The organism is Streptomyces sp. NPDC006476 (assembly GCF_040612015.1).
Classification (GTDB): Bacteria; Actinomycetota; Actinomycetes; order Streptomycetales; family Streptomycetaceae; genus Streptomyces; species Streptomyces griseorubiginosus_B.
The window spans coordinates 1-22,891 of record NZ_JBEXPK010000004.1 but is presented as its reverse complement, the minus strand read 5'-3'; the positions used below and the strand labels follow the sequence as shown (position 1 = coordinate 22,891).

22 protein-coding genes and 1 tRNA gene are annotated in these 22,891 nt (G+C 70.6%); 17 read left to right on the top strand and 6 right to left on the bottom strand.

Annotated elements, in window-relative coordinates; all coding sequences use genetic code 11:
• The first annotated feature begins 7 nt into the window (after positions 1-7).
• On the top strand, positions 8-1,420 hold the full coding sequence (locus ABZZ74_RS05875; RefSeq protein WP_356762083.1) for a dipeptidase: 1,413 nt from the start codon (positions 8-10) through the stop codon (positions 1,418-1,420).
• A 148-nt stretch (positions 1,421-1,568) separates the two neighbouring features.
• On the top strand, positions 1,569-2,510 hold the full coding sequence (gene nudC, locus ABZZ74_RS05870; RefSeq protein WP_356762082.1) for an NAD(+) diphosphatase: 942 nt from the start codon (positions 1,569-1,571) through the stop codon (positions 2,508-2,510).
• Positions 2,511-2,581: 71 nt separating this feature from the next.
• On the opposite strand, the gene ABZZ74_RS05865 is transcribed toward nudC, so the two are convergent.
• Positions 2,582-2,824, bottom strand: a complete 243-nt coding sequence (locus ABZZ74_RS05865) for a mycoredoxin (RefSeq protein ID WP_133044516.1) — start codon at positions 2,822-2,824, stop codon at positions 2,582-2,584.
• A 184-nt stretch (positions 2,825-3,008) separates the two neighbouring features.
• Between ABZZ74_RS05865 and ABZZ74_RS05860 the strand changes: the two genes are divergently transcribed.
• The 5 genes from ABZZ74_RS05860 to ABZZ74_RS05840 all read left to right on the top strand — a co-directional run bounded on the left by ABZZ74_RS05860 (position 3,009) and on the right by ABZZ74_RS05840 (position 6,899).
• A complete protein-coding gene (locus tag ABZZ74_RS05860; protein ID WP_356762081.1) occupies positions 3,009-5,204 on the top strand; it encodes an ATP-dependent DNA helicase UvrD2 in 2,196 nt (731 codons plus the stop codon).
• A 165-nt stretch (positions 5,205-5,369) separates the two neighbouring features.
• Complete coding sequence (locus tag ABZZ74_RS05855; protein WP_356762080.1) at positions 5,370-5,693, top strand: hypothetical protein; 324 nt, start codon at positions 5,370-5,372, stop codon at positions 5,691-5,693.
• A gap of 176 nt (positions 5,694-5,869) precedes the next feature.
• Positions 5,870-6,238, top strand: coding sequence for a WhiB family transcriptional regulator (locus ABZZ74_RS05850; RefSeq protein WP_133044518.1), 369 nt, complete (start codon positions 5,870-5,872; stop codon positions 6,236-6,238).
• Complete coding sequence (locus ABZZ74_RS05845) at positions 6,235-6,558, top strand: hypothetical protein (RefSeq protein ID WP_356762079.1); 324 nt, start codon at positions 6,235-6,237, stop codon at positions 6,556-6,558. The genes ABZZ74_RS05850 and ABZZ74_RS05845 overlap by 4 nt, the downstream gene beginning before the upstream one ends.
• A gap of 131 nt (positions 6,559-6,689) precedes the next feature.
• The gene (locus tag ABZZ74_RS05840) at positions 6,690-6,899 is read left to right on the top strand and encodes a hypothetical protein (RefSeq protein ID WP_356762078.1); all 210 of its coding nucleotides are present in this window, start codon (positions 6,690-6,692) and stop codon (positions 6,897-6,899) included.
• Here ABZZ74_RS05840 and ABZZ74_RS05835 read toward each other — a convergent pair whose 3' ends face one another.
• Positions 6,900-8,267, bottom strand: coding sequence for an AarF/ABC1/UbiB kinase family protein (locus ABZZ74_RS05835; protein ID WP_356762077.1), 1,368 nt, complete (start codon positions 8,265-8,267; stop codon positions 6,900-6,902).
• The gene (locus tag ABZZ74_RS05830; RefSeq protein WP_356762076.1) at positions 8,260-9,507 is read right to left on the bottom strand and encodes a TOMM precursor leader peptide-binding protein; all 1,248 of its coding nucleotides are present in this window, start codon (positions 9,505-9,507) and stop codon (positions 8,260-8,262) included. The genes ABZZ74_RS05835 and ABZZ74_RS05830 overlap by 8 nt, the downstream gene beginning before the upstream one ends.
• A gap of 278 nt (positions 9,508-9,785) precedes the next feature.
• Here ABZZ74_RS05830 and ABZZ74_RS05825 point away from each other — a divergent pair, with 278 nt between their 5' ends.
• From ABZZ74_RS05825 to ABZZ74_RS05810, 4 genes are all read left to right on the top strand, one after another.
• Positions 9,786-10,382, top strand: coding sequence for a M48 family metallopeptidase (locus ABZZ74_RS05825; protein ID WP_356762075.1), 597 nt, complete (start codon positions 9,786-9,788; stop codon positions 10,380-10,382).
• Between the two features lie 111 nt (positions 10,383-10,493).
• Positions 10,494-12,188 carry a TerD family protein gene (locus ABZZ74_RS05820; RefSeq protein ID WP_356762074.1) on the top strand — a complete coding sequence of 565 codons (1,695 nt, stop codon included), beginning with the start codon at positions 10,494-10,496 and terminating at the stop codon, positions 12,186-12,188.
• 11 nt (positions 12,189-12,199) lie between these two features.
• Positions 12,200-12,880, top strand: a complete 681-nt coding sequence (locus ABZZ74_RS05815; protein ID WP_133044525.1) for an AIM24 family protein — start codon at positions 12,200-12,202, stop codon at positions 12,878-12,880.
• A gap of 18 nt (positions 12,881-12,898) precedes the next feature.
• Positions 12,899-13,654: an AIM24 family protein gene (locus ABZZ74_RS05810; RefSeq protein ID WP_356762073.1), complete on the top strand. Its 756-nt coding sequence runs from the start codon at positions 12,899-12,901 to the stop codon at positions 13,652-13,654.
• 55 nt (positions 13,655-13,709) lie between these two features.
• Here the strand turns inward: ABZZ74_RS05810 and ABZZ74_RS05805 are convergent, their stop codons facing one another.
• Together ABZZ74_RS05805 and ABZZ74_RS05800 are read right to left on the bottom strand one after the other, a co-directional pair.
• Positions 13,710-14,231, bottom strand: a complete 522-nt coding sequence (locus tag ABZZ74_RS05805) for an NUDIX hydrolase (protein WP_356762072.1) — start codon at positions 14,229-14,231, stop codon at positions 13,710-13,712.
• Positions 14,228-15,652: a zinc-dependent metalloprotease gene (locus ABZZ74_RS05800; protein ID WP_356762071.1), complete on the bottom strand. Its 1,425-nt coding sequence runs from the start codon at positions 15,650-15,652 to the stop codon at positions 14,228-14,230. Before ABZZ74_RS05800 ends, ABZZ74_RS05805 begins: the two co-directional genes overlap by 4 nt.
• A gap of 192 nt (positions 15,653-15,844) precedes the next feature.
• On the opposite strand from ABZZ74_RS05800, the gene ABZZ74_RS05795 reads away from it, so the two are divergent.
• From ABZZ74_RS05795 to ABZZ74_RS05780, 4 genes are all read left to right on the top strand, one after another.
• Complete coding sequence (locus ABZZ74_RS05795) at positions 15,845-16,957, top strand: SDR family oxidoreductase (RefSeq protein WP_356762070.1); 1,113 nt, start codon at positions 15,845-15,847, stop codon at positions 16,955-16,957.
• A 99-nt stretch (positions 16,958-17,056) separates the two neighbouring features.
• Positions 17,057-17,518 carry a molybdenum cofactor biosynthesis protein MoaE gene (locus ABZZ74_RS05790; protein ID WP_356762069.1) on the top strand — a complete coding sequence of 154 codons (462 nt, stop codon included), beginning with the start codon at positions 17,057-17,059 and terminating at the stop codon, positions 17,516-17,518.
• Between the two features lie 160 nt (positions 17,519-17,678).
• Positions 17,679-17,843 (top strand): hypothetical protein, encoded by a 165-nt coding sequence (locus tag ABZZ74_RS05785; protein WP_356762068.1) that lies wholly within the window; start codon positions 17,679-17,681, stop codon positions 17,841-17,843.
• 51 nt (positions 17,844-17,894) lie between these two features.
• Positions 17,895-18,992, top strand: coding sequence for a PDZ domain-containing protein (locus ABZZ74_RS05780; protein ID WP_356762067.1), 1,098 nt, complete (start codon positions 17,895-17,897; stop codon positions 18,990-18,992).
• A 72-nt stretch (positions 18,993-19,064) separates the two neighbouring features.
• On the opposite strand, the gene ABZZ74_RS05775 is transcribed toward ABZZ74_RS05780, so the two are convergent.
• Complete coding sequence (locus ABZZ74_RS05775; protein WP_356762066.1) at positions 19,065-19,607, bottom strand: PPA1309 family protein; 543 nt, start codon at positions 19,605-19,607, stop codon at positions 19,065-19,067.
• 166 nt (positions 19,608-19,773) lie between these two features.
• Between ABZZ74_RS05775 and ABZZ74_RS05770 the strand changes: the two genes are divergently transcribed.
• Both ABZZ74_RS05770 and ABZZ74_RS05765 read left to right on the top strand, forming a co-directional pair.
• A complete protein-coding gene (locus ABZZ74_RS05770) occupies positions 19,774-22,710 on the top strand; it encodes a UPF0182 family protein (RefSeq protein ID WP_356762297.1) in 2,937 nt (978 codons plus the stop codon).
• Positions 22,711-22,753: 43 nt separating this feature from the next.
• Positions 22,754-22,827 (top strand) — tRNA-Met (locus ABZZ74_RS05765).
• Positions 22,828-22,891: the final 64 nt, after the last annotated feature.

Sequence of the window (22,891 nt, the reverse complement as noted above, 5' to 3'; positions counted from 1 at the left end):
CGTGACCATGAGCCAGTCCGTTGACAGTGCCGTCAGCGCCGTCCGCGCGTATATCGAGCACCACCGTGCCGCCTTCCTCGAGGACCTCGCGGAATGGCTGCGCATCCCGTCCGTGTCGGCCCAGCCCGACCACGCGCCCGATGTACGCCGCAGCGCCGACTGGCTCGCCGCCAGGCTCCGGGAGACCGGCTTCCCGACCACGGAGGTCTGGGAGACCCCGGGTGCCCCCGCCGTCTTCGCCGAGTGGCCCGCCGCCGATCCCGGGGCACCGACGGTCCTGGTGTACGGCCATCACGACGTCCAGCCCGCCGCCCTTGAGGACGGCTGGGACAGCGAGCCCTTCGAGCCCGTCGTCCGCGACAACCGCCTCCACGCGCGCGGGGCGGTCGACGACAAGGGTCAGGTGTTCTTCCACACCCTCGGCGTCCGCGCCCACCTCACCGCCACCGGCCGCACCGCCCCCGCGGTCACCCTGAAGCTCCTGGTCGAGGGGGAGGAGGAGTCCGGGTCGCCGCACTTCCGCGCCCTCGTCGAGCAGCACGCCGACCGGCTGGCCGCCGACGCGGTGATCGTCTCCGACACCGGCATGTGGTCCGCGGACACCCCCACGGTGTGCACCGGCATGCGCGGCCTCGCCGAGTGCGAGATTCACTTCTTCGGCCCCGACCAGGACATCCACTCCGGCTCCTTCGGCGGTGCCGTGCCCAACCCGGCCACGGCGGCCGCCCGCCTGGTCGCCGCCCTGCACGACGAGCACGGGCGCGTGGCCGTCCCCGGCTTCTACGACGGCGTCGTCGAGCTCACCGACCGCGAACGCGAACTCTTCGCCGAGCTGCCCTTCGACGAGCAGGAGTGGCTGCGCACCGCCAAGTCCCACGCCACCCACGGCGAGGCCGGACACACCACCCTGGAGCGCGTCTGGGCCCGCCCCACCGCCGAGGTCAACGGCATCGGCGGCGGCTACCAGGGCCCCGGCAGCAAGACGATCATCCCCTCCTCGGCCATGGTGAAGCTGTCCTTCCGGATGGTCGCGGGACAGGACCCCGACCACATCGAGAAGGCCGTCCGCGCGTGGGCTGCCGAGCAGGTGCCCGCCGGGATCCGCCACGAGATCACCTTCGGCGCGGCCACGCGCCCGTGTCTGACACCGCTGGACCACCCGGCCCTGCAGTCCGTGGCGCGCGCCATGGGCCGCGCCTTCGGCCGGCCGATCCGCTTCACACGCGAGGGCGGCTCGGGGCCGGCCGCCGACCTCCAGGAGGTCCTCGGGACGCCGGTGCTCTTCCTCGGCATCTCCGTCCCCTCCGACGGCTGGCACGCGCCGAACGAGAAGGTCGAGATCGACCTGCTCCTCAAGGGCGTCGAGACCACCGCGTACCTGTGGGGCGACCTCGCGGACACCTGGCGTCATGCGCCCTGAGCCGCCCGCGCAGTCCGGGACGACACCGCGCGCGGGGCACACTGGGGGCGACGCCCCCGCACCGTCCGGTCCCGGTCGCCGCCCGCCGTACGCCCCGCCGAACCGCCCGCCGAAACAATCCGTTGCCCTGGGGGAGTTGGAAGCACCCGTGACCACCTGGACCGACCACACCGCCGACCGACCCATCTCGCTCACCGCCCCGAGCGGCATCGACCGCGCCGCCCACCACCGGCTCGACGAGGCCTGGCTCGCGGCGGCCTGGAGCCACCCCACGACCCGCTGCTTCGTGGTCTCCGGCGGGCAGGTCCTCATCGACGAGACGCCCGACGGCCGTACCGAACTCGTCATGACCCCCTCCTTCGAAGCCCCCCTGACCGAGGCGCACCGCTACTTCCTCGGCACCGACGCGGACGGCGTCAGCTACTTCGCCCTCCAGAAGGACGCGTTGCCCGGACGCATCGACCAGTCCGCACGGCCCGCGGGCCTGCGCGAGGCCGGTCTGCTGCTGTCCCCGCGTGACGCGGGTCTCATGGTGCACGCGGTCGGCCTGGAGAACTGGCAGCGCACTCACCGGTTCTGCTCCCGCTGCGGCGAGCGCACGGTGATCGCCGCCGCCGGCCACATCCGCCGCTGCCCGGCCTGCGGCGCCGAGCACTACCCGCGCACCGATCCTGCCGTGATCATGGCGGTCACCGATGCCGACGACCGCATCCTGCTCGGCCGGCAGGTCCACTGGCCCGAGGGCCGTTTCTCGACGCTCGCCGGCTTCGTCGAACCCGGGGAGTCCATCGAGCAGGCCGTGCGGCGCGAGGTCTTCGAGGAGGCCGGCATCGACGTCGGCCAGGTCGAGTACGTCGCCAGCCAGCCCTGGCCCTTCCCGTCCAGCCTGATGCTCGGCTTCATGGCCCATGCCACCTCGACCGAGATCGAGGTCGACGGCGACGAGATCCACGAGGCCCGCTGGTTCTCCCGCGACGAACTGGGCGCCGCCTTCGACTCCGGCGAGGTCCTCCCGCCGTACGGCATCTCGATCGCGGCCCGCCTGATCGAACTCTGGTACGGCAAGCCCCTGCCCACGCGGAGCGTGTGACAAGGCCGGAAGCACAAAAGGCGGTTCCCGAGTCGCCTCGGGAACCGCCTTTTGGGCGAACCAGGGAGCGCTTACGCGCCGATCTTCTGCTTCACCTGCGCCAGCGACGGGTTCGTCAGCGTCGAACCGTCGGGGAACAGCACGGTCGGGACGGTCTGGTTGCCGCCGTTCGCCTTCTCGACGAACGCCGCGGACTCCGGGTCCTGCTCGATGTTGATCTCGTCGTACGTGATGCCCTCGCGGTCCAGCTGGCTCTTCAGCCGACGGCAGTAGCCGCACCACGTGGTGCTGTACATCGTCACAGTGCCCGGCATGTCTCTCGCGCTCCTCAACTGCTTGGGGGATCGGTGCTCGCAGAGGGGGAACGTACGTGAAACAGCCACCATTCCCGCGCACGGGGCCCCGCCCGACGTGACGCCTGCCGCATTAGTACGACTACGAGCCCCTGCCTGTGGACAACCGCCGCACCCGTCTCCGCCGACCTGGCAGCATGGCGGTGTGACAGCAGCAACGCACTCCACGCTCTTCCCGCAGGTCCCCGACTCGGCCGACGCGGTGCTCGAAGGGCTCGACCCCGAGCAGCGCGAGGTGGCCACCGCCCTGCGCGGCCCGGTGTGCGTGCTCGCGGGCGCCGGCACGGGCAAGACCCGGGCGATCACGCACCGGATCGCCTACGGGGTGCGCGCCGGGATCCTCCAGCCGTCCAGCGTGCTGGCCGTCACGTTCACCAACCGAGCCGCGGGCGAGATGCGCGGCCGGCTCCGTCAGCTCGGCGCCGCCGGCGTCCAGGCACGCACCTTCCACTCCGCCGCCCTGCGTCAACTGCAGTACTTCTGGCCGAAAGCGGTCGGCGGGTCCATGCCCCGGCTCGTCGACCGCAAGATCCAGCTCGTCGCCGACGCGGCCGCCGCCTGCCGCATCCGCCTCGACCGGGGTGAACTGCGCGACGTCACCGCCGAGATCGAGTGGTCCAAGGTCACCCAGACCGTCCCCGCCGACTACGCGGCGGCCGCCGCCAAGGCCGGCCGGGAGGCCCCCCGCGACCCGGCCGAGATCGCCCAGCTCTACTCCGTCTACGAGGACCTCAAGCGGGACCGCTCCGTCATCGACTTCGAGGACGTCCTGCTGCTGACCGTCGCCGTCCTCCAGGACCGCCACGACATCGCCGAGCAGGTGCGGGCCCAGTACCAGCACTTCGTGGTCGACGAGTACCAGGACGTCAGCCCCCTCCAGCAGCGCCTGCTGGAACTGTGGCTCGGCGAGCGCGACAGCCTCTGCGTGGTCGGCGACGCCAGCCAGACGATCTACTCGTTCACCGGAGCAACTCCCGACCACCTCCTCGACTTCCGCACCCGCCATCCCGGAGCCACCGTCGTCAAGCTGGTCCGCGACTACCGCTCCACCCCCCAGGTCGTCCACCTCGCCAACGGCCTGCTCGCCCAGGCCCGCGGCCGCGCCGCCGACCACCGCCTGGAGCTGGTCTCCCAGCGCTCGGCGGGCCCCGAGCCCCTCTTCACCGAGTACGCCGACGAGCCCGCCGAGGCCGAGGGCGCCGCCCGCCGTATCGCCGAACTCATCGCGGCGGGCGTCCCGGCGAGCGAGATCGCCGTCCTGTTCCGCACCAACGCCCAGTCCGAGACCTATGAACAGGCCCTCGCCGACGCCGGAGTCCCCTACCAGTTGCGGGGCGCCGAGCGGTTCTTCGACCGGCCGGAGGTGCGCAGAGCCATCGTCAACCTGCGGGGGGCGGCCCGCTTCGGCGGCAACGACTCCCTCCTCGACGACGCCGTCGACCTGCCCTCCCAGGTGCGGGCGGTGCTGTCCGGGGAGGGCTGGACACCCCAGCCGCCCGCCGGTTCCGGTGCCGTCAGAGAGCGCTGGGAGTCACTGGCCGCCCTGGTCAACCTCGCCCAGGACTTCGCCGCCGCCCAGCCCGGCGCCACCCTCGGCCACCTCGTCGCCGAACTGGACGAGCGGGCGGGCGCCCAGCACGCCCCGACCGTGCAGGGTGTCACCCTGGCCTCCCTGCACTCCGCCAAGGGCCTCGAGTGGGACGTCGTCTTCCTCGTCGGCGTCGCCGAGGGCATGGTCCCGATCACCTATGCGAAGACCGACGAGCAGATCGAGGAGGAACGGCGTCTCCTCTATGTCGGGGTCACCCGCGCCCGTGAGCGCCTGCACGTCTCCTGGGCCGTGTCCCGGTCACCCGGCGGTCGCCCGAGCCGTCGCCCGAGCCGTTTCCTGGACGGCCTGCGCCCCGGATCCGCCTCATCGGCCGCACGGACGGCGGCGGGTGGCCCCGGCGGCGTCGAGCGCGGACGCACCCGAGGACCGGAGGCCGTCCCGCGGCGCGCCCAGCGCACCCCGGCCCGCTGCCGGGTGTGCGGGCGCACGCTCACCGAGGCGGGCGAGATGAAGCTGATGCGCTGTGAGGAGTGCCCCTCCGACATGGACGAGGGCCTGTACGAGCGGTTGCGCGCATGGCGTGCGGAACAGGCGCGGCGCAGCGGGCAGCCCGCCTTCTGCGTCTTCACCGACAAGACGCTGATGGCGATCGCCGAGGCAGTCCCCGACGACGAGGGCGAACTGGCCCGCATCCCCGGGGTCGGAGTACGCAAGTTCAACCGCTACGGCGCCGATGTCCTGGCCATCTGCGCAGGCCAGGACCTCGCGGAGGGCGACGACGAGGACTGACGCAAACTCGTCGGAAAAATAGTTTGCGCATGCCCCAGCAATCCCCATAGGTTCTTAGCCACGGGGACGGAGGCCTTCTCGGAGGCCCCGATTCCGTGTTCTACTTGCATACCCGTCGGACTGGTTCACCCCAGTCCCCCGAGACGCCGAGAGGAGGCGAGTCCAGTGATCAGCATCAAGAAGAGCTCCACCACCACCGTCAAAATGACCGATCGCTCGGTCGTCGCCTCCCTGTGCATGCTCGACGCCTCCACCCGGGGCACCGGTCTGTCCGGCATCCGTGCCGTCCGTCCGGCGTCCTCGGTGTCTCTCGCGGGTCTTCCCATCCGTGAGCGCAATGAGCGACCGACCAAGGCACTGGAAGCAGTAGCGGCACAGGCGCAGGCCTATGCCTTTACGGCGGCCGGTGCCGGTAGCCGGAAGCAGACGAAGCAGCACCACCTGATGTGGGCCTTCCGTGGGCCAGAACCCTGGAGTGATCCAGCCTGATCGGCGATCAGGCCGGCGCCTTCAGGGCCGCGGAACCCCATCCGGGATCCGCGGCCCTTCTGTTTGTCCCCGACCGGGGACGACGGAGCGAAGGGGCCTCGGAACAAGAAAAGAACCGGGTACCAACCGCCTCCCGGTCCAACAGGACCGGAACGAACAGACGAGGAAGACGAATCGTGCAACTCGAAGCGCACGCCCCGTCCGTACCGCCTTCCGAAACGATCCCGCCGCCCGGCCCCACGGAGGACTCCGCCTTGATCCCGCTCACCGCGCTCACCGCGCTCGACGACGCCATCGAGAACCTCGGCGTACCCGTCCCCTGCCGTTCCTACGACCCGGAGGTCTTCTTCGCCGAGTCGCCGGCCGACGTCGAGTACGCCAAGTCCCTCTGCCGCACCTGCCCGCTGATCGAGGCCTGCCTCGCCGGCGCCAAGGAGCGGCGTGAGCCCTGGGGCGTCTGGGGTGGCGAGCTGTTCGTCCAGGGTGTCGTCGTCGCCCGGAAGCGGCCGCGTGGCCGCCCGCGCAAGAACCCGGTCACGGCATGAACATCACAGGAACGATCGACCGCCCCCTCACGCACGACCCCAAGAAGCAGGCCCCGATGAAGCCGTCCACCAACGAGCCCGCCGGCTCCGCGATCGAAGACACCACGATGACCGGCGCGACCCGTTCGCGTCAGAACAGGACCCGAGAGATGCAACTCATCCCAGAAGCCCTGGCACGTGCGCATATGCACGAGCGCCTGCGTGAGGCCGAGCGGGAACGCCCGGCCGCGCGCCTGGTGGCCGCCCGCCGTATGCAGCGCCGGGCCGAGCGTGCCTCGCGGCGCGCCCGCCGCGCGCTCGCCATGGCGGTCATGCAGTAGCCGACCACATCTGAAGCGATGGCCTCCCGACCTGGGAGGCGGTGGCTCCCCGCGGGGGCCGGTCCGAACGGACCGGCCCCCGCGGTGCGTTGTGCCCGGCGTTCCCGCGGCGGCGGCGTTATCGTCGCCGAATGACGAGTCCTCCCGCGGACAGCGACGACTCGGGCGCCCCCGCGGAGCCCCAGCCCCTGGTGTGCGCCCGCTGCGGCCGCCGGGCCGAAGGCCCGCAGCCCACCTGGACGTTCTCCGTGGAGAACGGCAAGCACCAGTACTTCTGCGACGCCTGTTCGCGGGAGAACCTCAGGGCGATCGAGGGGCGGCTGGACTCGGACTGGTGGTGATCAGGCCTCCACGACCGACTCCTGCTCGTCGCCCTCCTCCACGACGAAGCCCGGCAGCCACTCCTCGAGTTCCTCACGCAGCCGGACCGTCGCCCCGAGCTGGCACAGCACCCCGATCGTGCTCAGCGTCACCCGGTGTATCAGCAGGTACGCCGGAGGCAGATTGAGCTGCTTGCCCAGTTGGTAGGCGGGGGAGCGGGGGTCGGCGATACGGGCCGCCTGACTGCGCATCCAGCCCCGGGTAAAGGTGAACGCGTCGGCCCGGGCCGGTTCGATGATCGGCAGGAGGTAGTCGAGGACGGCGGCCGGGTCCAGCTCTATGGACTCCTTGACGAAGCCCTCCTCGCGGAGGAGTTCGTAGACGGCCTCCGCGTCGCCGTCGAGGGTCATGCGCAGTGAATCACCGATGGGGGTGGGCAGACCGCCCGGGAGCCGGTCGACCGTGCCGAAGTCCAGGACGCCCAGGCGCCAGTCGTCCTCGCCGGCCGGACCGCCGGGCAGCAGACGGAAGTTTCCGGGGTGGGGGTCGGCGTGCAGCAGGCCGGTACGGGCCGGGCCGGAGAAGAGGAAGCGGGCCAGGAGCTGTCCGGCGCGGTCGCGCTGCTCCGGGGTGCCGTCGGCGATGATCTCCGACAGCGGGACGCCGTCCATCCACTCGGTGATCAGCACCTGGTCGCACTGGTGGACCACCCGGGGCACCACCACGTCGGGGTCGTCCGTGAACTCCTCTGCGTGCGCCGACTGGGCCTGGGCCTCCAGCCCGTAGTCGAGTTCCTCGGAGACACGGTCCCTCAGTTCCGCGATCAGGGGCTTGACGTCCATGCCGGGGATGAGCGGGCCCAGCAGACGGGCGAAACGGCTCAGTTGGTTCAGATCGGACAGCAGGGCCTCGCCGGCTCCCGGGTACTGCACCTTGACCGCCACCTCGCGGCCGTCGTGCCAGATCCCCCGGTGCACCTGGCCGATCGAGGCCGCGGCGGCCGGCTTGTCCTCGAACTCCAGGAACAGCTCCTGCCAGTTCTCGCCCAGCCGCTCGCCGAGCACGGTGTGCACGGTGCGCGTCGGCATCGGGGGCGCCGCCTCCTGCAGCTTCGTCAGGGCGGCGCGGTAGGGGCCGGCGACCTCCTCGGGCAGCGCCGACTCGAAGACGGACAGGGCCTGGCCGAACTTCATCGCGCCGCCCTTGAGCTCGCCGAGCACCTTGAACAGCTGCTCCGCCGTGCGCTGCTGCAACTCGCGGCCGACGATCTCCGCCGACTCGCCGACGATCCGCTTACCCAGTCCCCAGGTCGCCCGCCCGGCGAAGCCGAGCGGGAGCGCGGCGAGCTTGGCGGTCCGGGTGACCGCCTTGCGGGGAAGATCAGACATGCGCCCTCCAAGTCCCTGCCGGCCGCGCCGCGTCTGCCCTACGGCCCAACTCATTCGGCGTCTGCTCGTCCATTGTCTCGTGCCGGTTCCCGTGCTCGGCGGCCTGTTCCCCCTTCTTACCTTTCTCCGCTGCGCCGCAGGGGCATGCGGGGTGCGCCCAGACCGGTCGGGCATGCCAGTTCAGACCGGGCAGGGACACCTCCCAGCGGGCACCGGCGCTGGTCGGCACCATGCCGTCCAGGAACGCGAGCGCGTGCGCGGCCGCCAGCCCGGCGACCGTTGTCGCCAGGGTCAGATCGCATGCGCGCACCTGCCGCGACCTGCCCGAACCCGAGCGCCACTGGGCGACCAGACGGGGCCACGCAGGGTCCCGGTCGGTGCGCCCCTCGTGCAGACAGCCGGCGCAGCCCGTCTCGCCCGGCAGGACGAGGGGGCCGACGACACCGGTGGCCTCCACGACGCCGGCGTACAGATGAGGCGTACCCGAAGTGATGAGGGGTTCGGCGGCGGAGGGCGCGGGCGCGTGCACGGCGACGTCGTCCCGTGGGGCGAGGATCACCAGCGAGAACCCGGGGTCGCCGGCCGGCACGGGTGCCGCGGTACCGCGGCGGGGCGGGCGGCCGGGGGTGGAGCGGCGTACCGCCTGCCGGGCGGCCTCGTCCCTGCGGGCGCCGAGGGACTCGGCGGGCAGTCCGCCCGGCGCCACGTCCCACGGTTCCACCGGGCCGATGTCGCGCACGTCGATCTCGCCGACGCCGGCGCCCGCGAGCAGTGAGGCCAGCGTCGCACCCACCCGGCCCGCGCCCACCACCTGCACGCGCAGTGAGCGCCGGGCGGCGAGACGGTCGATGGCGTCGCCGGGTTCGCCGGTGAGCAGGGACAGGGAGGCGAGGTCCGGGCGCAGTCTCTCGAGGGTGTCCTTGCTGCGGCGCAGGGCGTCGGCGGCCGGCCCGCCGCCCTTCGCGTCATCCAGCAGCCCCGCCCGGGACAGTCTGCCGACCAGCGTGTCCACATGCCCCTCGGGCAGGCCCATGCGGCGGGCCTCCTCGCGCAGCAGCGGCAGCCCGCGGGTGCCGTTGAGCAGGTCGAGGAAACTGGCCGTCGCCGGGTCCATCGGGCCCAGCGTCAGCGCGTGCGCCGGTGCCATCCCGAACTGCACGGTGTTGAGATCACGCCAGCCGCGCCTGAGCGCGGGCTTCATCATCGGAACGGCCGGAACCGCCACGTCCACAGCATCCATGTCAGGCCCCCGTAGCCCTCGTGGAGCACGCCCCTGGTGGGACATGCCCGTCGTAGAACATCCCCGTACGCCGGGCGAGGTCGGTCGTGGAGCGGTCGACGGTCGGTCGATCGCGGATCACCCGGCGAGGACCAGCATGCCCGGCCGTGACGGAGGGCACCGAAAGTTGTCCACAGGCGGTGGGTATTCGTCGTACAAATCAAACGCTCGGTGGGGGATCGGCACGGAACCGTCCCGGAGGCGGGACTTCCCCCGTGTGCAGCGGGTAACGTCGGGGCGTGTCCGCCGACCCACTCCACCGCGCCGGAGCACCACAGCGCAGCACGACGAGCCAGCCGCCGAGCGGCTCGGGGGCGAGCGCGATCGAGGTCCGCAGAAGCACCCGGCGCCGCCGGACGGTCTCCGCGTACCGCGAGGGCGATCGCACCGTCGTGCTCATCCCCGCCCGGATGTCCGAGGCGGAGGAGCAGCGCTGGGTCACCGTCATGCTCGACAAGCTGGCCGCCCAGGAGAGCAAACGGGTCCTCGGCGACGACGAGCTGACCGAGCGGGCCACGCGGCTGTCCGCGCAGTATTTCGACGGCCGGGCCCGGCCCACCTCGGTGCGCTGGGTCACCAACCAGAACACCCGCTGGGGATCGTGCACCCCCGCCGAGGGCAGCATCCGTCTCTCGCACCGGCTGCAGGGCATGCCCGAGTACGTGATCGACTACGTCCTGCTGCATGAGCTGGCGCATCTGCTCGTGCCCGGACACGGGCCCCGGTTCTGGCGGCTCCTGGACGCCTATCCACGCACCGAGAGGGCCCGGGGCTACCTCGAAGGGGTGGTCGCCGCCGACCGGTTGCCGCATTCTGCGCCCACCCGCGGCGAGTGAGCGCCCTCCCGGTCTTGTGTACCGGGTCTGTACCGACTTCTTCCGGTGTCCGAGTTAGCCGTTAGCCTTGCGCGACGCACTCACATTCGGGATGGGGGACGGTCGTTACGCATGGCCAGGGAATTCCAACGCGGCCACAAGGCCAGGATCAGTGACCTCACCGCGGGCACCGATCTGTACGTAGGCGTGCAGATCAGCGGCCCCGGACTGACGTTCGACATCAGCTGCTTCGGTCTCGACGCCGACGAACGGCTCTCGGACGACCGCTACTTCGTGTTCTTCAACCAGCCGAAGTCCCCCGAGGAGTCCATCCAGCTCCTGGGCGCCCAGGCCGGTGACACGGAGTCCTTCCGGATCACGCTCGACGGGATCCCGCCGCAGATCCAGAAGCTGTCCTTTACGGCGACCCTCGACGGCGCCGGGCAGATGTCGCAGATCGCCCCCGGGTACATCCGCATCGTCGCGGGCGGCGAGGAGGTGGCCCGCTACTCCTTCAACGGCTCGGAGTTCTCCACCGAGCGGGCCGTGATGCTCGGTGACTTCTACCTGAAGGACGTGTGGCGGTTCGCGGCCGTCGGACAGGGCTTCGACGGCGGCCTGGAGGCGCTGCTGAAGAACTTCGGCGGCGAGGTCATGGAGGAGGAGGCACCCGCGGCCCCCGCACCGCAGCAGCCGCAGACCGGCGCAGCCCCCGGCTTCGCCCCGCCCGCCTTCGCCGCCCCGGCCGCGCCGGCCCCAGCCCCGCAGCCCGTCCAGGGCTTCGCGCCGCCGCCGGGTTCGACCCCGCCGCCCCCTGCGCCGGCTCCCGCCCCGGACGTGCACGCCGCGCCCACCCTCGTCGCGCCGATGAGCCCGCCCGGCGTCGCCCCCGTCCCGCCCCCGGCCCCTGCGCCCGCGCCCTACGGCCAGCCGCCCCAGCAGCAGCCGTACGGACAGCCTCCCGGCCAGACCGCCCCGCCGCCGCCCGGCTACGGCCAGCCGCCGGCCCCCCAGGCCCCCGCCCCGCCGCCCGGTTACGGACAGCCGACCCCGCCTCCGGGGTACGGCCAGCCGACCCCGCCCGCCGGTTACGGTCAGCAGCCGCCCTTCGGGCAGGTCCCGGGACAGCAGGCGTACGGCGTCCCGCAGGGCGCTCCCCAGGGTGGTGCCGGTGTCGGGGCCGCTCTGCAGAAGTTCAAGGAGACGCCCACCGGGCAGCGCTGGACCCTGCAGAACAGCAAGCTGGTCCGCGTCGACCTCGGCGTCGGCGGCCAGCCCGTGCTCGCGCGTCAGGGCAGCATGGTGCTCTACCAGGGCAAGGTCGACTTCGCCTACAAGGGCGCCGGCATCATGGGCCGGGTGGTGGGCAACGCCACCGGCCAGGAGATGCAGCTGATGCGCTGCACCGGCCAGGGGCAGGTGTTCCTCGCCGAGCAGGCCACCTATCTGCACCCCGTCGAACTCCAGGGCGACGCGATCTGCGTGTCCGCCGAGAACGTCCTCGCCTTCGACGAGAGCCTCCAGTACGAGGTTCGCCGGATCGAGGGACACGGCATCCCCGGGGGCGCTCTGTTCACGATGCAGTTCCAGGGCACCGGCACGCTCGTGGTCAAGACGCACGGCACGCCCGTGGTGCTGCCGGTCACGCCCACCACGTTCGCCGACGCCAACGCCGTGGTCGCCTGGTCGGCCGCCGCCCAGGTGATCGTCTCCAGCCAGGTCCGGATGCGGCGCAACGCCTATCCGGGCGACACCGGGGAGAGCGTCAACCTGCAGTTCCGGGGCGCCCCCGGGAACTTCATCGTCGTCCAGCCGTACGAGGTCTGAGGGAGCCCGTCATGAACCAGCCGCTCGCGGGCTTCGCCCCCGCACCCGTCACCGCCCGTATGGACACCCACGGCGACCACATGCTCAAGGTCGCCATGCAGACCGGACAGGACCTCTTCGCGCGCGTGGGCTCGATGATCGCCTACGAGGGCTTCATCCAGTACGAGCCCAACCCGCCGGCCGTGCGCCAGATCGCCCGGGACTGGATCACCGGCGAGGGCGCGCCCCTGATGAAGTGCTCCGGCGACGGGCTGCTCTACCTCGCCGACTACGGGGCAAACGTCGTCGTCATCAACCTCAACGGTGATGGCATTTCCGTCAACGCCACCAACCTCCTCGCCTTCGACGCCCACCTCACCTGGGGCGTGGAGCGGGTCAAGGGGCTCGCGAAGTTCGCCGGGCAGGGTCTGTGGAACACCAAGATCTCCGGGCAGGGCTGGGTCGCGCTGACCTCCCGGGGCAAGCCGATCGTCGTCGACTGCGGCGGCGGCGAGGACGAGACGTACGTCGACCCGGACGCGCTCGTCGCCTGGTCCCCGAACCTCAGGGTGAAGGGCAAGCGCAGCTTCAAGGCGCAGTCGCTGATCGGCCGCGGCAGCGGCGAGGCCTACCAGATGGCCTTCTCCGGTCAGGGCATCGTCGTCGTCCAGCCCAGCGAGGACAGCACCGACCGCCTGCGGTTCCGGGGCTGAGGGGGAGCCAGAAACGCCATGCAGAGTCCGCTTTTCGCCTTCAACGACTCGCAGTCCCAGGAGCGCTACAGCCTGCAGAACAAGCAGCTGCTGCGCGTCGCCCTGCAGGGCCACGACGACATCCTCGCCCGCAAGGGCACCATGGTCGCCTACCAGGGGCTCGTCGAGTTCGACGCCGAGTACCAGAGCAACCAGCAGGCACGCGCGCGTGCCTACACCGGCGAGGGCCTGAGCCTGATGCGCTGCCACGGGCAGGGCACGGTCTACTTCGCCAACCTCGCCCAGCACATCCATGTGGTGGACGTCGAGCAGGACGGCCTCACCGTCGACAGCGGCTACGTCCTCGCGATGGACTCCTCGCTGCACCACGAGGTCATCGCCGTCGACAGCCTCTACGGCATCTCCGGCTCGGGGAAGTACCAGCTGAACATCACCGGCCGCGGCAAGGTCGCCCTGATGACCTCAGGGGCGCCCCTGGTGATGCAGGTGACGCCCGACAAGTACGTCAACTGCGACGCCGACGCCATCGTCGCCTGGTCGACCGGGCTGCGGGTGCAGATGCAGGCCCAGACGCACTCCTCCGGGGTGTGGCGGCGCCGCGGCAACACCGGTGAGGGCTGGGAGCTCAGCTTCATGGGCAGCGGCTTCGCGCTGGTCCAGCCGAGCGAACTGCTGCCGCCGCAGAACGCGCAGATCGGGCAGGGCCTCGCCGCGCAGTACGGCATGGGGCAGCACGGGGTGCGCGCGCAGAACCAGGGCAACGTCTGGAGCTGAGCGTCCAGGAAGCAGACGTAAGGGGCGCCCGCTGTTGCCGGCGCCCCTTACAGGTTCACAGCCTGGCGCGCGTCGCCTCGAGCAGACGTACGACGGATTCGTCGGCGACGTCCGCGACCTCGCCGTACGGGAACCATCTGACGTCCAGCGACTCGTCGCTGATCGTGACGTCCGCCTTCGGCGGTGCCAGGACGGCGTACTGCACGTCGAAGTGCCAGTGACACGGCGCCGGGATGGGGTGCCGGTCCAGGCGGACCGGGCCGCCCGGCAGCAGCGTCAGCCCGGTGACACCGGACTCCTCCGTCGCCTCTCGCAGGGCCGCCGCCTCCAGCGACGTGTCCTGCGGCTCGCAGTGGCCGCCCATCTGCAGCCACATCCGCAGCTTGCGGTGCAGCGTCAGCAGGACGCGCTCGCGCGAGGGGTCGATCACCAGGGCGCTCGCCGTGATGTGACCCGCGTGGCACGCCTTCCACAGGCCGTCCGGGTGAGCCGCCAGATGATCCAGATAGGCCTGGCGCAGCTCTTCCTGGTCCTCGTACCCCTTCAGGACGAGGACCGCGTCGTCGTACAGGCTCACTCGGAGTCGTCGTCCTTCTTCAGGTCCGGCTTTCCGGCGGAGCCGTCCGCGGCCTCGCCCAGCATCTTGTCCAGCTCGGAGAAGTCCAGCTGCTCGCGGTGGACGAAGCCGTCCGGGTCGTCCAGGTCGGAGGCCGTGGGCAGCATGTCCGGGTGGGACCACAGGGCGTCGCGGCCGTCCACCCCGCGCGCGTCCGTGAGCGAGGCCCACAGACGGGAGGCGTCCCGCAGCCGTCGCGGACGCAGCTCCAGGCCGATCAGCGTGGCGAACGTCTGCTCGGCCGGGCCGCCCGTCGCACGGCGGCGGCGCAGGGTCTCACGCAGGGCGTCGGCGGACGACAGGCGCGGTTTCGCGGCCGCGTGCACCACCGCGTCCACCCAGCCCTCGACGAGCGCCAGAGCCGTCTCCAGACGGGCCAGGGCCGCCTTCTGCTCGGGCGTGTCCTCCGGCTGGAACATGCCCTGCTGGAGGGCGTCCTGCAGCTGCTCCGGGTTCTGCGGGTCGAACTGGCCGACCACGTCCTCGAGCTTGGCCGTGTCGACCTTGATCCCGCGCGCGTACCCGTCGACGGCGCCGAACAGGTGTCCACGCAGCCACGGCACGTGCGCGAAGAGGCGCTGGTGGGCGGCCTCGCGCAGGGCGAGATACAGCCGCACCTCCTCCTTGGGCACGCCCAGGTCCTTGCCGAACGACTCGATGTTCACCGGCAGCAGCGCCGCCTTGCCGGCCGGGCCGAGCGGCAGGCCGACATCGGTGGAGCCGACGACCTCGCCCGCGAGCACGCCGACGGCCTGTCCGATCTGCGTGCCGAACATGGCGCCGCCCATCGAGCGCATCATGCCGATCAGCGGGCCGGCCATGGCCTGCATCTCCTCCGGCAGGACATCGCCCATGGCCGCGCCCACGCGCTCGGCGACCGGGTCGACGAGCTCCTTCCAGGCCGGCAGGGTCGCCTCGACCCACTCCGCGCGGGACCAGGCCACCGCGGAGCCGGCGCCGGACGGCAGGGACGTCGCGTCGTCCAGCCACAGGTCGGCGAGACGGACGGCCTCCTGGACGGCGTTGCGCTCGGCGGGGCCGACGCTCGTGTCCTTCACACCGTCCGCGGTGCCCTGGGAGACGGTCTGGCGGGCGATCTGCTTGGCCATGTCCCAGTTCACCGGGCCGCCCTCGTACGAGAGCATCTGGCCCAGCTGCTGGAAGGCGGCGCCCAGGTCGGAGGGGTTCAGCGAACCGAACATGGCAGCGAGCGGATTGTCCGCACCGGGGCCGCCAAAGCCCCCGGCTCCGGGCAGCCCGCCGAAACCGAACGGGTTGGCCGGGCCCTGACCACCGCCGCTCTCCTGGTCCTTCTTCTTGCCCTCGTCGCCGTCTTCCGGCTCCTCCGGCGGAAGGCCGAATCCGAATGGGGTGTCACTCACGGGATTCCTCGGCTGGTAAGGCCGCCGGTTGTCTCCGACGGCACGACTGCCCGATAACACCACCCAGCGTAGACACCATGGGCGGTTCGGGCCTCGGTGCTTCGCCGACTCTTGGCCTGCGGCAGGATGGATGCCACCTGGTACGGACGCCTCATGCGCGTTCGTACTGAAGACAACCGCTGGAGACGCCCGGTGAGTTCCCTAGATCCGCAGGTTCGCGCAGCGCGAAACGAGTCAACCCCGCCGACCGTACGCGGACCCGTCGTCGCGGTCACCGGTGCCGCGTCCGGTATCGGGGCGCTGCTCACCGAGCGGCTCGCCGCGTCGGAGGAGATCAAGCAGGTCGTCGCCATCGACGAGCGGCGCGGCGAGTGCGCGGCGGCGCAGTGGCACATCCTGGACGTGCGGGACCCGGCCATCGCGGACAAGCTGCGCGGCGCGGACGCCGTGGTGCATCTGGCGCTCGACCTCGACCTGGAGAGCGATCCCGCCGCCCGGACGGCGTACAACGTCCGGGGGACGCAGACCGTGCTCACCGCCGCTGCGGCGGCCGGTGTCCACCGGGTCGTGCTGTGCACCTCCGCGATGGTCTACGGCGCGCTGGAGGACAACGAGCTGCCGCTGTCGGAGGACGCGGAGCTACGGGCCACCGCCGAGGCCACCGGTGTGGGCGACCTCCTGGAGATCGAGCGGCTCGCGCGGCGCGCGCCACGCGCGCATCCCGGGCTCAATGTCACCGTGGTGCGGCCCGCGGTGCTGGTGGGAGGGACCGACACCGCGTTGACGCGGTACTTCGAGTCGCCACGGCTGCTCGTCGTCGCCGGGTCGCGGCCCGCGTGGCAGTTCTGCCACGTCGAGGACCTGTGCGGCGCCCTGGAGTACGCCGTCCTGGAGAAGGTGGACGGGGAACTCGCCGTGGGGTGCGACGGGTGGCTGGAGCAGGAGGAAGTCGAGGAGCTCAGCGGGATCCGGCGGATGGAGCTGCCCTCCGCGGTGGCGCTGGGCGCCGCGGCCCGGCTGCACCGGATCGGGCTGACGCCGTCCCCGGCGGGGGATCTGGCCTACACGATGTACCCGTGGGTGGTGAGCGGGAGCCGACTGCACGACGCCGGGTGGCGGCCCCAGTGGACCAACGAGGAGGTGCTCGCGGAGCTGCTGGAGGAGGTTTCCGGCCGGCACACGGTCGCCGGACGGCGGCTCGGGCGCAAGGACGCGACGGCGGCGGGGGCCGCGGGCGCGACGGTGGCCCTGCTGGGCGCGGCGGCGGTGGTGCGGCGGGCCCGCAAGGCGCGGCGGCGGATCTGAGCCGGGTCCCGCGGCTGTAGGAGGCTCCAAGAGGGCACGCGCGTGTGCCTGGTGAACGTCGCATTCCTCGCTGTCACACGCGTGAGGCACGATGGACGTATGGCACCCACTTACGACCATCCCGGTGAGCGGGCCGCGGGCGACCCCGTCAAGCTCATCGGCATCCGGGAGACCCCGCTCTCCGTCGACGAGGTCTTCCGGGCCGTCGGCGACGACGCCGCCGGTGGTACGGCGTTGTTCGTGGGAACCGTGCGGAACCACGACGGGGGCGCCGATGTCGACCGGCTCGGGTATTCGTGCCACCCGAGCGCCGAGGCAGAGATGCGGCGGATCGCCGAGAAGGTCGTCGCGGAGTATCCGGTGCGGGCGCTGGCCGCCGTTCACCGGGTCGGTGACCTCCGGGTGGGTGACCTGGCCGTCGTCGTCGCCGTTTCGTGTCCGCACCGGGGCGAGGCCTTCGACGCCTGCCGCAAGCTGATCGACGACCTCAAGCACGAGGTGCCGATCTGGAAGCACCAGACCTTCTCGGACGGCACGGAGGAGTGGGTCGGCGCCTGCTGACTCCCTTCGTGGCCTGCCGAGCTTCTTCGGGTCCGCCGAACCCCCTTCGTCGGGCCTCCGGTTGCGTAACCGCACCCCTGCCGTGAGCGTTGTCAGTGCGGACGGTTAATCTGCTGATCAGTCAGTTCTTGCGGTCGCTCACCGGGGTTGGGAGGTCGGCATGGGAGCACTCGTCTGGTTGTTGATTCCGCTGATGGCCGGGATCGTCGCCGGTCTGTGGGGCAGCTGGGCCGCCCGGACCCGGAAGGTGCGCAGCGACGGACCCGAGCTCGACGGGTACGCGCGCTTCCGCGAGGCCATGGAGAAGTCCCACTCCGGTACATGACAGAGGTGGGGCTGACGGTGCGCTGACAGCGTCGTCCCGTACTGTCTTGGCATGCCACGCCGCACCGCGACGATGCTCGCCTCCACCCTGATGCTGATCGCGCTCCTGTGCGCGGGAGTCTTCATCCCCGTGCCGTACTCGGAGATGTCCCCCGGGCCCACCGTGAACACGCTGGGGGACCACGACGGCGAGCCGGTGCTGCAGATCTCCGGGCACAAGACGTACGCGGCGAGCGGGCATCTGAACATGACCACGGTGCGGGTCACCAGCGCCGACTACAAGATGAACCTCGTCGAGGCCGTCTACGGATGGCTGGCGCACGACTACAAGGTCGTGCCGCACGACACCCTCTACCCGAACGGCAAGACCGAGCAGCAGTCGACCCAGGAGAACGCCGAGGAGTTCAGCCAGTCCCAGGAGAGCGCCAAGGTCGCCGCCCTGAAGGAGCTGAACATCCCGGTGAAGTCCTGGGTGATCGTCTCGACCGTGGTGAAGGACTCGCCGGCCGAGGGCCGACTGCACGCCGGTGACGTCATCAAGGCCGTGGACGGCACGGCCGTCAAGCAGCCCACGGACGTGGCCAAGCTGGTGACCAAGCACCAGCCCGGCCAGAACGTCGTCTTCACGGTGGTGCCCGCGAAGGACCAGGCCGCCGCCGAGAAGGCGAACAAAACGGCGACCAGTACCGAGGACATCACGATCAAGACCGCCACCTCGGACGACGGCGACCCGAAGCGGGCCATCGTGGGGATCTCGGCGGGGACCGACCACACCTTCCCGTTCTCGATCGACATCAAGCTCGCCGACGTCGGCGGTCCCAGCGCCGGCCTGATGTTCGCCCTCGGCATCTACGACAAGCTCACCCCGGGCGACCTGACCGCCGGCAAGTTCGTCGCCGGCACCGGCACGATCGACGACACCGGCAAGGTCGGCCCGATCGGCGGTATCGAGATGAAGACCGTCGGCGCGCGCAGCAAGGGCGCCCAGTACTTCCTGACCCCGGCGGAGAACTGCGCCGCCGCGGCCAAGGACACCCCCGGCGGGCTCAGGCTGGTCAAGGTGAACACCATCGCGGACGCCCTCGGCGCCCTGAAGGACATCCGCAGCGGTGACACCGCCGCTCTGCCGAAGTGCACGACCAAGGGCTGAAAAACGGGTCCGGTACGACGACGGGGGCGCCCTCGCACAGCAGGGGCGCCCCCGTCGTCGTACCCGAAGAGATCAGTCCTCGAAGGTCGCCGCCAGGGCCTCGGCGAGGCCGGGAACGAGGTCGGAGCCCGTGAGGACCTCCGTCGGCGCGTCCTTCTCGCGCAGCCTGAGGGCCGACTCGCGGGCGCCGTCGCGCAGGACCGCCACCGTCATCCGGACCTCCTGCCGGTCCGGGTGCTCGGCGACCCAGCGGGCGAGCTTCCTGTCGTCCAGGCCCTCCGGGACGGACGCCTCGGCGGCCGGCGGCAGCATCAGCCGCTCCACCGTGAGCGCGCAGCCGGCCACCGCGTCGGGCCAGGCGATGGTGGCGAGGAACTCGTCCAGCGGGCTGTTCGCCGGGATCTCGTCCTGCTCGATGGGGGTGAGACCCGAGGACTCCTGCTCGTCCTCCAGGCCGAGCTGGGCGGCGAGAGCCGGTTCCTCGGCCCGCAGCCGAGCGGTGTCTACGAGGGCGAAGAGGCGGGCGGGCTGGTCCCAGCCGAGGCCGGAGGCGTACTCGTCGATCTCGAGCACGGCCCGGGTGAGCGGGCTCGCCGCCATGGGGGTGTTGGACATGGTCACAATCCTGCCTCGTTCATGGCCGGAATCGGGAACCGAGTAAACGGTGAGTAAGTTGCATAGGTGTGGGCCCGCGATCACGGGGGGCCACGGAGGGGCTCACGAACACGCGGGGGCCTGACGAACCGACAGCGACTTCGAGGTGCGCACCTTGGCTTTCCAGATGCCGGACCGCGGCGGAGGCCCGACGGGGCCACGGATCAGAGTGGGCCGCCCGTCCCGGCGAGTCCGGACCCTGCTCATGACACTGGGCGTGCTCTCCGTTCTCGGCATGGCCTTCACCATGTTCGCGGGTTTCTGGGCGGACTGGCTCTGGTACCGCTCGGTGAAGTACTCGTCCGTCTTCACCACCACGCTGTGGACGAAGATCGGCCTGTTCTTCGTCTTCGGTGTGCTGATGGCCCTCGCGGTCGGCGTCAACGTCTGGCTCGCGCACCGGCTGCGGCCCCCGCTGAGCGCCATGTCCATGGAGCAGCAGAGCCTGGACCGCTACCGGATGGGCATCGCGCCGTACAAGAAGTGGCTGCTGCTCGGGATCACCGCCCTGGTCGGGCTGATCGCCGGTGCCTCCGCCTCCAGTCAGTGGCGGACCTGGCTGATGTGGGTCAACGGCGTGCCCTTCCACCAGAAGGACCCCCAGTTCCACCTCGACGTCTCCTTCTACGCCTTCGACCTGCCCTGGTACCGGTTCCTGCTCGGTTTCGGCTTCGCCGCCGCGATCCTCTCCCTGATCGCCGCCGCGCTCACGCACTACCTGTACGGCGGCCTCAGGATCACCTCCCCGGGCGCGCGCGCCACCGCCGCCGCGACCGGTCATCTCTCCGTGCTGCTCGGCATCTTCGTCGCGCTGAAGGCGGTCGCGTACTGGCTCGACCGGTACGGCCTCGCAGTCAAGTCCAGCGACTTCAAGGCGACCGGCAACTGGACCGGCCTCAGGTACGTCGACGCCAACGCCTATCTGCCGGCGAAGACGATCCTGTTCTGCATCGCCGTCATCTGCGCGCTGCTGTTCTTCGCCACCCTGTGGCGGCGCACCTGGCAGCTGCCCGTGATCGGCTTCGGGCTGATGGTGCTCTCGGCGATCCTGATCGGCGGCCTGTACCCGGCGATCGTGCAGAAGTTCCAGGTCCAGCCCAACGAGCAGGCCAAGGAAGCGCCGTACGTCCAGAAGAACCTCAAGGCGACCCGCGAGGCGTACGGCATCGACGACACCAAGGTGACCGAGTACTCGGGGACGAGCACCACCAAGGACAAGACCAAGCTGCGCGACGACGTCGACTCCACGGCGAGCATCCGCATCCTGGACCCGAACATCGTCTCGCCGACCTTCCAGCAGCTCCAGCAGATCAGGAACTACTACGCGTTCCCGAACAATCTGGACGTCGACCGGTACAGCAAGGACGGCAAGGAGCAGGACACCGTCATCGGTCTGCGGGAGCTGAACCTCAACGGCATCCCGAAGAACAACTGGATCAACGACCACTTCCGTTACACCCACGGCTATGGCGTGGTCGCCGCCAAGGGCACCGAGGTCGAGGACGGCCAGCCCGTCTTCACCGAGTCCGATCTGCCGTCCACGGGTGACCTGGGCGAGTACAAGCAGCAGATCTACTACGGCGAGAAGACCACCACGTACTCGATCGTCGGCGGTCCCCAGAAGGAGATCGACTACTCCGACGACAGCGGCGAGAAGACCACCAGTTACAAGGGCAAGAGCGGGATCAACCTCGACAACCCGGTCAACCGGGCCGCCTACGCGGTGGCGTTCAACGAGCCGCAGATCCTCTACTCGGGCGCGATCGGCAAGGGTTCGCGGATCCTCTACAACCGCACGCCCAAGGAGCGCGTCGAGGCGGTGGCGCCCTGGCTGACCATCGACGGCGACGCCTATCCGGCGGTGGTGGGCGGCCGCATCCAGTGGATCGTCGACGCGTACACGACGACCAACGGCTATCCGTACGCCTCCCGTACGACGCTGGGCGACACGACGGCCGACTCGCTGACCGCGACCAACAACAACCGCGCGGTGGTGGCCCAGCAGAACCAGGTCAACTACATCCGCAACTCGGTGAAGGCGACCGTCGACGCGTACACCGGTGAGGTCAAGCTCTACCAGTGGGACACCCAGGACCCCGTCCTGAAGACCTGGATGAAGGCGTTCCCGGGCACGGTGGAACCGAAGTCGGACATCTCGCCCGACCTGCAGGCCCACTTCCGCTATCCGCAGGACCTGTTCAAGGTCCAGCGCGAGCTGCTCACCCGCTACCACGTCACCGACGCGCAGACCTTCCTCACCGGCAGCGAGGTGTGGCAGGTGCCGGACGACCCGACCAACAAGTCGGGCAACGCGGTGCCGCCGTACTACCTGAGCATGAAGATGCCCGGGCAGTCCGCGCAGGCGTTCTCGCTGACGACGACCTTCACACCGAACGGCCGGGACAACCTCAGCGCGTTCATGGCGATCGACGCCGACGCCAGTACCAGTGACTACGGCAAGATCAGAATCCTGAAACTGCCGACGAGCACGACCGTCGACGGACCCAAACAGGTCCAGAGCAAGTTCAACTCCGAGCAGGACATCGCCGCGGCGATCAGACTCCTCAAGGGCGGCGACTCCGACATCGAGTACGGCAACCTGCTGACGGTGCCCCTCGACGGAGGACTGCTCTATGTGGAGCCGGTCTACGTACGCGGTGGTGGACTGAAGTACCCGCTGCTGCGGAAGGTGCTGGTGACCTACGGAGGCAACACCGCCTTCGAGGACACCCTGGACGAGGCCCTCAACAAGGTCTTCGGGGCGCAGAGTTCGACCTCGCCGCCGGACCAGGGGACGACCACCCCGCCGCCGACGTCCAGCAACCCGACGGTCCAACAGGCCCTGAACGACGCCCAGAAGGCCTTCGACGCGGGCCAGGAGGCCCTGAAGAAGAACGACTGGACGGCGTACGGCAAGGCGCAGAAGGATCTCGAGGACGCGCTCAAGCGGGCCGAGGCCGCGCAGTCCCAGGCCGACAGGACCAGCGGCAACGGCAACAAGAGCGGGAGCAGTGCCAAGCCCAGCAGCAGCCCCAGCCCGAGCGGCAGTTCGGGCGGCGGCTGATCAACTGCCCCTCCCGCGTCGTGGTACCGTTGCCGAACAACGACGCGGGGTGGAGCAGCTCGGTAGCTCGCTGGGCTCATAACCCAGAGGTCGCAGGTTCAAATCCTGTCCCCGCTACTGCAGTCGAGTGGCCGGGGCGACGATCGGGTCCGGGCGGGTGTGTTTTTGGTAGGGGGGGGCT